Annotated in this window: 7 protein-coding genes and 1 pseudogene; 3 read left to right on the top strand and 5 right to left on the bottom strand. The window is 76.5% G+C overall.

From position 1 onward, the window contains the following. Positions 1-27 precede the first annotated feature (27 nt). On the top strand, positions 28-2,607 hold the full coding sequence (gene pepN / locus ACZ6AQ_RS11985) for an aminopeptidase N (RefSeq protein WP_468759444.1): 2,580 nt from the start codon (positions 28-30) through the stop codon (positions 2,605-2,607). Between the two features lie 132 nt (positions 2,608-2,739). Here pepN and ACZ6AQ_RS11990 read toward each other — a convergent pair. Together ACZ6AQ_RS11990 and ACZ6AQ_RS11995 are read right to left on the bottom strand one after the other, a co-directional pair. Further along, positions 2,740-3,110: pseudogene (locus tag ACZ6AQ_RS11990) on the bottom strand (allantoicase); the annotation flags it as partial. Between the two features lie 189 nt (positions 3,111-3,299). Continuing rightward, entirely contained in the window at positions 3,300-4,238 is a 939-nt protein-coding gene (locus ACZ6AQ_RS11995) for an EamA family transporter (protein WP_468759445.1), read from the bottom strand. A gap of 157 nt (positions 4,239-4,395) precedes the next feature. Here ACZ6AQ_RS11995 and ACZ6AQ_RS12000 point away from each other — a divergent pair, with 157 nt between their 5' ends. After that, positions 4,396-4,914, top strand: coding sequence for a MarR family winged helix-turn-helix transcriptional regulator (locus tag ACZ6AQ_RS12000; RefSeq protein ID WP_468759447.1), 519 nt, complete (start codon positions 4,396-4,398; stop codon positions 4,912-4,914). A 78-nt stretch (positions 4,915-4,992) separates the two neighbouring features. On the opposite strand, the gene ACZ6AQ_RS12005 is transcribed toward ACZ6AQ_RS12000, so the two are convergent. Both ACZ6AQ_RS12005 and malQ read right to left on the bottom strand, forming a co-directional pair. Beyond that, a complete protein-coding gene (locus ACZ6AQ_RS12005) occupies positions 4,993-5,220 on the bottom strand; it encodes a hypothetical protein (RefSeq protein ID WP_468759449.1) in 228 nt (75 codons plus the stop codon). After that, a complete protein-coding gene (gene malQ / locus ACZ6AQ_RS12010; RefSeq protein ID WP_468759451.1) occupies positions 5,166-7,502 on the bottom strand; it encodes a 4-alpha-glucanotransferase in 2,337 nt (778 codons plus the stop codon). The genes ACZ6AQ_RS12005 and malQ overlap by 55 nt, the downstream gene beginning before the upstream one ends. 421 nt (positions 7,503-7,923) lie before the next feature. Here malQ and ACZ6AQ_RS12015 point away from each other — a divergent pair, with 421 nt between their 5' ends. Continuing rightward, positions 7,924-11,196, top strand: coding sequence for a beta-N-acetylglucosaminidase domain-containing protein (locus ACZ6AQ_RS12015; protein WP_468759453.1), 3,273 nt, complete (start codon positions 7,924-7,926; stop codon positions 11,194-11,196). Positions 11,197-11,289: 93 nt separating this feature from the next. On the opposite strand, the gene ACZ6AQ_RS12020 is transcribed toward ACZ6AQ_RS12015, so the two are convergent. Continuing rightward, entirely contained in the window at positions 11,290-11,853 is a 564-nt protein-coding gene (locus tag ACZ6AQ_RS12020) for an HNH endonuclease (protein WP_468759454.1), read from the bottom strand. Positions 11,854-12,075 lie beyond the last annotated feature (222 nt).

The raw sequence follows: 12,075 nt of genomic DNA on the forward strand, positions 1-12,075 counted from the left end.
TCGTCATGAAACAGAGGAGTTGACCGGGTGCCTGGCACGAACCTGACCCGTGAAGAGGCTCGGCAGCGGGCGGCGCTGCTGACCGTGGACGCGTACGAGGTCGAACTGGACCTCTCCGGCGCGCAGGAGGGCGGCACCTACCGGTCCGTCACCACCGTCCGCTTCGATTCCGCCGAGGAGGGCGCCGAGACCTTCGTCGACCTCGTCGCCCCCGCCGTCCACGAGGCCGTTCTGAACGGGCACGCCCTCGACGTCGCCGCCGTCTTCCGGGACTCCCGGATCGCCCTGCCGCACCTGAAGGAGGGCCGCAACGAGCTGCGGGTCGTCGCCGACTGCGCGTACACCAACACCGGCGAGGGCCTGCACCGCTTCGTCGACCCGGTCGACGACCAGGTCTACCTGTACACCCAGTTCGAGGTGCCGGACGCGCGGCGCGTGTTCGCCTCCTTCGAGCAGCCCGACCTCAAGGCGACCTTCCGGTTCACCGTGAAGGCCCCGGCCGGCTGGACCGTCGTCTCCAACAGCCCGACGCCCGAGCCGGAGGACGGCGTGTGGGAGTTCGCGCCGACGCCGCGGATCTCCACCTACATCACGGCCCTGATCGCCGGCCCGTACCACTCCGTGCACGCGACGTACGAGGGCAAGGACGGGCAGACCGTCCCGCTGGGCATCTACTGCCGTCCGTCGCTCGCCGAGTTCCTCGACGCGGACCACATCTTCGACGTCACGCGCCAGGGCTTCGACTGGTTCCAGGAGAAGTTCGCGTACGACTACCCGTTCGCCAAGTACGACCAGCTGTTCGTGCCGGAGTTCAACGCGGGCGCGATGGAGAACGCGGGCGCGGTCACCATCCGCGACCAGTACGTCTTCCGCTCGAAGGTGACGGACGCGGCGTACGAGCGGCGCGCCGAGACCATCCTGCACGAGCTGGCCCACATGTGGTTCGGCGACCTCGTGACCATGGAATGGTGGAACGACCTGTGGCTGAACGAGTCGTTCGCCACCTACACGTCGGTCGCCTGCCAGGCCGCCGTCCCCGGCACCCGCTGGCCGAACGCCTGGACCACCTTCGCCAACGCGGAGAAGACCTGGGCCTACCGCCAGGACCAGCTGCCGTCGACGCACCCGATCATGGCCGACATCAACGACCTGGAGGACGTGCTCGTCAACTTCGACGGCATCACGTACGCCAAGGGCGCCTCGGTCCTCAAGCAGCTCGTCGCCTACGTCGGCCAGGACGAGTTCTTCAAGGGCGTACAGGCGTACTTCAAGGCGCACGCCTTCGGCAACACGCGCCTGTCGGACCTGCTGGGCGCCCTGGAGAAGACCTCCGGGCGCGACCTGGCCTCCTGGTCGAAGGCGTGGCTGGAGACGGCCGGCATCAACATCCTCCGCCCGGAGATCGAGACCGACGCGGACGGCGCCATCACGGCCTTCGCGGTCCGCCAGGAGGCCCCGGCGCTGCCCGCCGGCGCCAAGGGCGAGGCCGTCCTGCGCCCGCACCGGATCGCGATCGGCTTCTACGACCTGGACGGGACCGGCCGCCTCGTGCGCACCGAGCGCCTGGAGCTGGACATCGCGGCGGCCGGGCTGACCGAGGTGCCGCAGCTCGTCGGCAAGGCCCGCCCGGCGGTCGTCCTCCTCAACGACGACGACCTGTCGTACGCCAAGGTCCGCCTCGACGACGTGTCCCTGGCGAACGTCACCGAGCACCTGGGCGACTTCGCCGAGTCCCTGCCGCGCGCGCTGTGCTGGGCCTCGGCCTGGGACATGACCCGCGACGGCGAACTGGCCGCCCGCGACTACCTGGAGCTGGTGCTCTCGGGCATCGCCAAGGAGTCCGACATCGGCGTGGTGCAGTCGCTCCAGGGCCAGGTCAAGGCGGCCCTCGACCTGTACGCGGCGCCGTCGTGGCGCGAGACCGGGCTCTCCCGCTGGACGGAGGCGACGCTGGCGCACCTGCGCGCGGCCGAGCCGGCGAGCGACCACCAGCTCGCGTGGGCGCGCGCCTTCGCGGCGACCGCCCGCACCCCGCAGCAGCTCGATCTGCTCGCCGCCCTCCTGGAGGGGCGCGAGACGATCAAGGGCCTGGCGGTGGACACCGAGCTGCGCTGGGCGTTCGTGCAGCGGCTCGCGGCGGCCGGCGTCTACGACGAGGCGGAGATCGCGGCCGAGCTGGAGCGCGACCGCACGGCGGCGGGCGAGCGGCACGCGGCGACCGCGCGGGCGGCCCGTCCGTCCGAGGCGGCCAAGGCGGAGGCGTGGGCGTCGGTGGTCGAGGACGACAAGCTGGCGAACGCCGTGCAGGAGGCGGTGATCGGCGGCTTCGTCCAGTCCGACCAGCGCGAGCTGCTCGCCCCGTACACGGCGAAGTACTTCGCGGCGATCAAGGGCGTCTCGGAGACCCGCAGCCACGAGATGATCCAGCAGATCGTGGTCGGCCTCTACCCGGCGCTCCAGGTCTCGCGGGAGACCCTGGACGCGACGGACGCCTGGCTGGAGGAGCACGAGCCGGCCCCGGCGCTGCGGCGTCTGGTGACGGAGTGCCGCGCGGGCGTCGAGCGCGCCCTGAAGGCGCAGGCGGCGGACGCGGCCGCGGCGGTCTGACCGCCGGGCCGGCAGCGGCATGGAGAAGGGGCGACCTCCCCCGGGGGGCGCCCCTTCGTCGTGTCTTCCGGGGTGGAGGTCCGCCCGGCGGGCGGGCGGCGGCGGGCGACCGCTCCGCCGGGCGGAGGCCGGTCAGCCGCCGAGGGCGGTGGAACGGGCGCACGGGTCCGCCGCGCCCCGTTCCCTCAGGGAGCCGTGGAGCCGCATCCGGGCCACGCCGCCGTCGGGGAAGGCGTCGAGGCGGACGTGGGTGACGACGGCCCCGGCGGGCAGCGTGAAGCGGTGGAGGGTGCCGGGCTGGAGGCGGGTCCTGGGGACGGCCTCGAACCACTCGCCCGTCTCGCCGTCGCGCCCCTGGAGCGCGATCCAGTCCGCCGCGTTGCCCTGAGGCAGGCGGTGTCGACCTCGACGGCGCGGACGGCGCCCCGGGTGGCGAGCCGGAAGCGGACCCAGTCGTGGGTGTCCCGGACCCGGCGGCGGGTCTCCCGGCCGTCCATGACCTTGTTCTCACACGGCGGCCCCGGGCCTCCAGGAGCCGTACGCCGAGCTGTCCGGCGAGGTGGGTGAGCCGCTGCGAGACGGCCGGGGGGCAGGGGCGGGCCTCCGCGGCCGCGGTGACGGTGCCGCGGCCGCGGAGGGCGCGGAGCTTCTTGACGCCCCACTCGGTCACGGGGCGCGACCTACCGGCCCGGTCACCGCTCCCGGGCGGTGACCGCCGCGGGTTCCGGCGCGGCGCGGCCGGCCGTGCCGGGGGTCCGGGGGACGGGGACCCCCGGGGTGCGGGGCCCCCGCTGGCCCGCCAGGGTGGCGCCGGAGGCGATCGCCATGCCGAGCAGCTGGACCGGGCCGAGCGCCTGGCCGAGCGCGGCCCAGCCGATGATCGCGGCGGTGACGGGCGAGAGCGGGCCGAGGAAGGTGGCGGAGGAGGCGCCGAGGCGCTCGATGCCCCGGAACCAGAGATAGTACGAGACCGCGGTGTTGCCGAGGGCGAGGTAGGCGTAGCCGGCGAGGTGGGTGCCGGTCAGGGCGGGCGGGGCGCCCTCGGCCAGGAGGGCGACGGGCAGGACGACCAGGCCGCCCGCGGTGAGCTGCCAGCCGGTGAGGGTCAGGGCGCCGACGCCCTCGGGACGGCCCCAGCGCTTGGTGAGGACGGTGCCCGCCGACATCGACAGGGCGGAGAGCAGCCCGGCGGCGACGCCGACGAGGTCGAGCGCGGCCCCGGCCCTGAGGACGACCAGGCTGACGCCGAAGGCGGCGGCGACGGCGGTGAGCAGGGTCCGCACGGTCGGCCGGTCGCCCAGGAAGAGGGCGGCGAGGCCGATGACGAAGAGCGGGCCGACGGAGCCGACGACGGCGGCGACGCCGCCGGGGAGCCGGTAGGCGGCGAGGAAGAGCAGCGGGAAGAAGGCGCCGATGTTGAGCGCGCCGAGGGCGGCGGCCTTCCCCCACCAGGCGCCGCGCGGGAGCCTGCGGGTCAGCGCGAGGAGCAGGAGCCCGGCGGGCAGGGCGCGCATCAGGCCCGTGAAGAGGGGCCGGTCGGGCGGCAGGAACTCGGTGGTGACGAAGTAGGTGGAGCCCCAGGAGACGGGGGCGAGCGCGGTCAGCGCGACGGTGGCGGCTCTGCGGGACATGGCGGTTCCCCTCGGTGCGGGTGCCGGTGGCCGGGTCCGGGGGCAGGGGCCCGGTCCGGAGGCCAAAGCGGCTTGGCGCTGATTAACTTAGCACTAAGCTACTTATCCGCAAGCAACTTTTTTGCCGACGAACGGCACGCGAGGAGAGACTGGACGGATGAACACGACCCCCCCGGGCCCCGGCCCGGCCCGCGACGCCGTCGACGCCATCACCGACCAGTGGGCGGCCGTCCGGCCCGATCTGGACACCCTGCCGATGGCCGTCTTCGGCCGGATCTACCGTCTCTCCCAGGCCATGCGCGGCACGGTGGACAAGGCGTACGCGCCCTACGGCATGGGCCTCGGGGAGTTCGACGTGCTCGCGACCCTGCGCAGGTCCGGGGAGCCGTACACGCTCTCGCCGCGCGAGCTGGCCGCGACCCTGATGATCACTACCGGGGGCATGACGGGCCGCCTCGACCGGCTGGAGAAGGCAGGACTGCTCAGCCGCAGCCCCGACCCGAACGACCGGCGCGGACTGCGGGTCACCCTCAGCGCGCGCGGCAGGGAGCTGGTGGACCTGGCGGTCGTGGACGGCCTCGCGCGGCAGAGGGCGGCCCTGGAGGCGGCACTCGGCCCGGAGGAGGCGGAACAGCTCTCCGGACTGCTGCGGAAGCTGCTCGCGGCCACCGCGTGACGGACGGCCGGAGACGCGCGAAGGCGCCGCACGGCATGTCGTGCCGTGCGGCGCCCTCGACGGAGACGGAGGAAGGGGTCAGACCTTCTTGGACTTGTCGAGCACCATCACCAGGCCGGCGATGATCAGGAACAGCACCAGCGGGGCGGCCACGAACAGGCCGAGGGTCTCGACGACCTCCAGCTTGGGGGCCGGGTCGTCACCGTCGTCGCGGGTGAGCGCGAGCGCGGGGGACGACATGAGCAGCATCATCAGCGTCGTACCGGCCGCGACGGAGCCGGCGCGCAGGGCGTTCTTCTTGTCCACGGAGCAAACGTAGCGAACGCCCGGAGGGGCCGCGCGCCCGGGGGTGCCGTACGGGCGTGCAGCTCGCTCAGCAGGGCGTGCGCGCGGGGCGAGGCGGCCAGTTGCTCCAGGGTGACCGGCTGTCCGTCGGGGCCGGCGAGCGGCAGTCGCCAGTTGGGGTACTCGTCCCAGGTGCCCGGCAGGTTCTGCGGCCTGCGGTCCCCCAGGGCGTCCGGCAGCCACACGCCCACCATCCGGGCCGGGGTGGCGAGCAGATAGCGGTGGACGGCCCTGATCTCGGCCTCCTCCCCCGGCCCCTCCGGGAGCAGCCCCAGCCGCTCGAAGAGGCCGCGCCACTCGGCGGTCTCGGTCCGGTCCGCCGCCCGCTCGCGCTCCAGGCCGCCGGGGAGCAGCCCGAGCCGGTGCCGCAGGGTGACGTGGTCGCCGGAGAGGCGGGCGGCGGTGGAGGGCAGGTCGTGGGTGGTGGCGGTGGCCACGCACTCCGCGCGCCACTCCTCCGGGGGCAGCGGAGCGCCGGTGCCCGCCCAGTCCCGCTCGAACCAGAGCACGGAGGTCCCGAACACCCCGCGCCGGGCCAGCTCCTCCCGTACCCCCGGTTCGACCGTGCCGAGGTCCTCGCCGATGACCAGGGCGCCGGCGCGGTGCGCCTCCAGGACGAGGACGGCGAGCATCGCCTCGGCGTCGTACCGGACGTACGTGCCCTCGGTGGGCTCGCGGCCCTCCGGCACCCACCAGAGCCGGAAGAGGCCCATGACGTGGTCGATGCGCAGGGCGCCCGCGTGGCGGAGGAGTTCGCGCAGGACGCCCCGGTACGGGGCGTAGCCCGCGGCGGCGAGGGCGTCGGGCCGCCAGGGCGGCAGGCCCCAGTCCTGACCCCGGGAGTTGAAGGCGTCGGGCGGGGCGCCGACCGACATGCCCGACGCGAAGGCGTCCTGGCAGGCCCAGGTGTCCGACCCCTCCGGGTGGACGCCGACCGCCAGGTCGTGGACGATCCCGATCTCCATCCCGGCCTCGCGGGCGGCCCCGGCGGCGTCGGCCAGCTGCCGGTCCGTCAGCCAGGCGAGCCGGCAGTGGAAGTCGACCCGGGCGGCCAGGCCGGGGTCGGCGCGCACGGCCGCCTCCGCCCCGCGCGGGGTGCGCAGCGCCTCGGGCCAGGCGCGCCAGTGGGGGCCGTGGCGCTCCGCGAGGGCCTGGTAGGTGGCGTGGTCCTCCAGGGCGCGGCCCCGCGCGGCGAGGAAGTCGTGGAAGTCGGCGCGCCGGCCCGGACCCGGCTCGACGCCCGCGACGAGCAGCTCCAGGGCCCGCCGCTTGACCTCCCAGACCGCGTCCCGGTCGATCAGGGCGCCCTTGCCGAGGACCCGTTCCCGCAGCTCGGCGGCGTCCGCGAGGATCCGGTCGAGCTCGTCGCGGTGCCCGGGACCGAGCAGGGCGTACTCGGGGATCTCCTCGATCCGCAGGTGGACGGGGTCGGGGAAGCGGCGCGAGGAGGGGCGGTACGGGGAGGGGTCCGTCGGCGCGCCGGGCACGGCCGCGTGGAGCGGGTTGACCTGGACGAACCCGGCGCCGTGTGCCCGGCCCGCCCAGGTGACGAGCTCGCGCAGGTCGCCGAGGTCGCCCATGCCCCAGGACCGGGTGGAGAGCAGCGAGTAGAGCTGCACGAGGAGCCCGTACGCGCGCCGGGCGGGCCCGGGGGCGCGCGCGGGGCTCACGATCAGGGTGCTGGTGGCCGTGCGCCCGTCGGGGGCCTCGGCCTCGACCGTGTGGACGCCGAGCGGCAGCCGCGCCCAGTCCTCCCCGATGACGACCGCGCCGTCCTCGGTGGTGACCTGGAGGCGGGTGCCGGGCGGCAGGCCGGACGGGGGGCGGAGGCCGGGCTCCCGCCACGGGGCCGCGGCGTCGTGGTGGGCGAACCCCTCGCAGGTGGCGACCTCTTCGTACGGGGCCGCCCCGGCGCGTCCGTCGTACGGGTCCGTCGCCCCGGGCCCGTCGTACGGATCGGTCTCCGCGCGCGCGTCGTACGGGCCCTCCGCTCCGCGCGGGCCGGGGCCGTCGTCCGTGTCCAGGGCCCGCCAGTGGACCAGGGTGGGCGGCAACAGGCGCTCGCGGGCGGCCCGTTCCGCCGCGTCGAGGGCGGCGGCGACCGCCTCCGGCGTGGAGGCGTCGACGCCCAGGGCCGCGAGGACGGCCACCACGGTGGCGTCGGGCACGGGCACGTCGCCGCCGTCGGCGGGGCTGTGGACGGTGGCGACGCCGTGCAGGGCGGCGAGACGGGCCAGGGTCACTTCACACTCCGGGGCACTCCGGGCCGCCCGCGCGGACGAGGGCGGTGGGTTCACTGGTCGGGGGGGCCGCCGCGGTCGGCGGCTCGCCGGCGAGGGGGGACGCGGCGGGCGGGGGCGGCGCGGCGGACGACGGCGTGCCGCCCGGTGCCGACCGCCGGGGAAGCCGTATTCCTCCGGCGGGGCGGGCGGTCGTGGTCACGGGGGCTCCCGGTTCGTCTCGTCGGGTGGGGCCTGGGCAACTTCTGACACCTACCCACCGCACCTCGTTTTACCGGCGGAGGGGGACGAAGTGGCGTCACCCCGCCGACGGCCCACCGGGCAAAACCGACACATCGGCCCTGTGCGTTGACACGTGCGTGCGACGGATGGTGGGCTCGTGACCGACTCGTGACCAACGGCGGAGCGGTCGAAGGGAGACCCCGTGCGCCCCGGACCCAGGAAGCGCGGTGCGACGGCCCTCGTCGCCGTCGTCGTCGGCGGCCTCCTCGGCGGCGGCGCCCCCGGCGCGGCCCAGGCGCTCCCCGGGGCGTCCGCGCTCCCGGGGAGCCGGACGTCCCCGGAGGCGCGCGCGTTCCCGGGGACGCACGCCCTCCCGGGCGCCCGGACGTCCCCGGAGCCGCCGGTGGCCTCCGCGCCCGCGGCACCCGCGCGCGTGCCCGCGCCCGCCCCGCCGCCCGGACCGGGCACGGCCGGCCCCGGGACGGCACCCGCGCGCGTGCCCGCCGTCTGGCCCCGGCCGCAGTCCCTGACGGCCGCCGGGCCCTCCGTACGGCTCGGGGACGAGGTGACGCTGCTGGCGAGCGCCGACGCCGACCCGTACGCCCTCGACGCCCTGCGCGGGCTGCTGCGGGCGGCCGGGGTGCGGACCGTCCACACCGGGCTCCCGGGCCGGGGCCCGGTGGTCCGGGCCGCCGGTCCCTCCGGGGAGGGCGCCGCCGAGGTGCTGACCGCGCTGCGCGTGCCCGAACGCCTCGACCTGCCGCACGGCGGTTACCGGCTCGCGACCGGGCGCTTCCGGGGACGGGACACCGTCGTCCTGGACGGGGCGGGTGAGGACGGCCTGTTCCACGCCGTGCAGACGCTGCGCCAGCTCCTCGGCGGCGCGGGCGGCACCGGCCGGGAGGTCCCCGGGGTCGTCGTCCGCGACTGGCCGGGCACCGCCGAGCGCGGCGTCGCCGAGGGCTTCTACGGGAGCCCCTGGACGCGGGAGCAGCGGCTCGCCCAGATCGGCTTCCTGGCCCGCACCAAGCAGAACCGCTACCTGTACGCGCCGGGGGACGACCCGTACCGCCAGACGCTGTGGCGCGAGCCCTACCCGGCCGGGCGGCGGGCGGAGTTCCGGGAGCTCGCCGAACGGGCCCGCGCCCACCACGTGAGGCTCGGCTGGGCCGTGTCGCCCGCCCAGTCCATGTGCCTGGCCTCCGCCGCCGACGTGGCGGCGCTGACGCGGAAGCTCGACGCGATGTGGGCGCTCGGCGTGCGCTTCTTCCAGCTCCAGTTCCAGGACGCCTCCTACGACGAGTGGCACTGCTCCCGGGACGCCGACGCCTTCGGGCGCGGCCCCGAGGCGGCGGCCGGCGCCCACGCGCGCGTGGCGAACGCCGTGGCCCGGCACCTGGCCGAACGGCACCCGGGCGGCGACCCGCTGACGGTGATGCCGACGGAGTACTACCAGGACGGGGCGACCGCGTACCGCGCGAAGCTCGCCGAGGCGCTCGACGCGGACGTGCGGGTGGCGTGGACCGGCGTCGGCGTCGTGCCGCCCGCCATCACCGGCGGCGAACTGGCCGGCGCGCGCGAGGCGCTGGGCCACCCGCTGGTCACCATGGACAACTACCCGGTCAACGACTACGCGCAGGACCGGCTCTTCCTGGGGCCCGCGACAGGCCGGGAACCGGCCGTGGCCGCCGGGTCCGCCGCCTACCTCGCCCTCGCCATGGAGCAGCCCGCCGCCTCCCGCGTCCCGCTCTTCACTGCCGCCGACTACGCGTGGAACCCGAGGGGGTACCGGCCGGAGGAGTCCTGGCGGGCCGCCGTGGACGACCTCGCGGGCCCGGACCCGGCCGCCCGCGAGGCGCTGCGGGCGCTCGCCGGGAACGGCGCCTCCTCGCTGCTCGCCCCGGCGGGCGAATCGGCCTATCTGAAGCCGCTCCTGGCCGCCTTCTGGGACGCGCGCGCCGGGGCGGTCCCGGACACGCGCGCGCGGGAGAGGACGGCGCGCGGGCTGCGGGCCGCGTTCACCGTGATGCGCACCGCCCCCGAGCGCCTCGCGGCCACCGCCGGCGGCGCCCTCGGCGACGAGGCGGGGCCGTGGCTGGAGCAGCTGTCCCGGTACGGCCTGGCGGGCGAGACGGCCGTCGACATGCTGCTCGCCCAGGAACGCGGCGACGGCGCGGCGGCCTGGCGGGCGCAGCGGGAGCTCTCCTCGCTGCGGAAGGCCCTGGGGGCGAGCCGGGTGACGGTCGGGGCGGGGGTGCTCGACCCGTTCCTCGCGCGCGCCGAGGCCGGGGCGGCGGCCTGGACCGGCGCCGACCGGGCCCGGTCGGTACGGGCCGAGCGGGCCCCCGGCTCGTACACCGTGCGTCTCGGCCGGGCGCGGCCCCTGGAGGCCCTGACGGTGATGACCGAGCCGTTCCCGGCGGACGGACGGGCGGGCGCGGGCGCGCGCGTGGAGGCGTACGTGCCCGGCGGGGGCTGGCGGCCGCTCGGCCCGCTGTCGCCGTCCGGGTGGACGCAGGCCGCGCCGAAGGGGCTGCGGGCCGAGGCGCTGCGGGTGGTGTGGGACGGCGACGGGCCCGCGCCCGCGGTGCGTTCCCTGGTGCCGTGGTTCGCGGACGTGCCGCGCGCCGGCGTCGCCCTCGCCCGTACGGAGACGGACGCGGTGATCGGCGGTCCGGCGCGGCGGGTGGACGTGGAGCTGACGAACCGCCGCACGGACGAGGTGCGCGGCGCGCTGACGGCGAGGGCCCCGAAGGGGATCACGGTCCGGCTGCCGGGGCGGGCCTCGGTGGGGCGCGGCGCCCGGGCGCGCGTCCCCCTGGAGGTGTCGGTGGCGGCGGACGTGCCGGTCGGCGCGTACCGGGTGCCGGTGTCCTTCGCCGGCGAGGAGCGGGTGCTCACGGTGCGGGCCTTCCCCCCGACGGGCGGCCCGGACCTGGCGCGGACGGGGACGGCCTCCTCCTCGGGCGACGAGACCCCGGACTTCCCGGCCGCCGCGGCGGTGGACGGCGATCCGGCCACCCGCTGGTCCTCCCCGGCGGAGGACGGGGCCTGGTGGCGGCTCGAACTGCCCGCGCCGGTCCGGCTGGGAGAGGTGGTGCTGCGCTGGCAGGACGCGTACGCCTCCCGCTACCGCGTGGAGGTCTCGGCGGACGGCCGGACGTGGCGCACGGCGGCGGCGGTCACGGACGGCCGGGGCGGCCGGGAGTCGGTCCGGACGGACGCGCCGGACACGCGCTTCCTGCGGGTGCGGGGCGAGAAGCGGGCGACCCGCTTCGGCTACTCGCTCTGGTCGGTGGAGGCGTACGCGGTGGCGCCGGGGGCGCCGTCACGGGCGGACGCGGCGAAGCCGGCGACGGCCGCCCCGAAGACCCCGGCGGCCACGGCCGCGCCCCCGCCTCCGGGCACGGCCACGGGCGTGGGCGTGGACACCGGCACGGAAGCGGGCGCGCCGGAGGAGCGGCCCGCCCCCTGAGGGGCGCGCCGCCGGCGGACCGCCGCGCACGGGGAAGACCGCGTGCGCACGGAGAAGGCTCCGCGCGCACGCCCCGCACGCGCGCACGGCGGCTCACCCCGTCGCCAGCGCCCCCGCGGGAGTCTCCGCGACGGAGTCGATCCGGGCCATCACGTCCCGCGCGCCGTACGCCTCCAGGTAGGGCAGCCAGCGCGGGTCCCGGTGGCCGGTCCCGATGATCCGCCAGGCCGGGCCGGTCGGCGGGGCGGGCTGGTGGCGCAGCCGCCAGCCGAGTTCGCGCAGGTGCCGGTCGGCCTTGACGTGGTTGCAGCGGCGGCAGGCCGCCACCACGTTGTCCCAGGCGTGCGTGCCGCCCCGGCTGCGCGGGACGACGTGGTCGACGCTGGTCGCGACGCCCCCGCAGTACGCGCAGCGCCCGCCGTCGCGGGCGAAGAGGGCCCTGCGGGTCAGAGGAACGGGCCCCCGGTGGGGGACCCGCACGAAGCGCTTCAGCCGCACCACGCTGGGCGCGGGGACGACTTGGGTCTCGCTGTGCAGGAAGGCGCCGGACTCCTCCAGGCAGAGGGCCTTGTCCTCAAGGACGAGGACGAGTGCGCGGCGGAGCGGTACGACGCCGAGCGGCTCGTACGACGCGTTGAGGACCAGGACGTGCGGCACGCATGCCTCCTATGACGCCGGCGGCGCGTGGCTCGCGCCGGGACGAACTGCTCTCAGTCTCTCCTCATGCCGGGCGGGAGCGCCACCACGTGACGGGACCGGAGCGAGGGCCCCCGGGGTGTTCCCGGCCACATCGGCATCACCTCCTTCATGCCCGGGTGAGGTCCGTCTCTCCCTCGAACACGGCTGCCGGACCACGCCCGCCGCCCCGTTACTGTGGAT

The organism is Streptomyces sp. NPDC041191 (genome assembly GCF_055591945.1).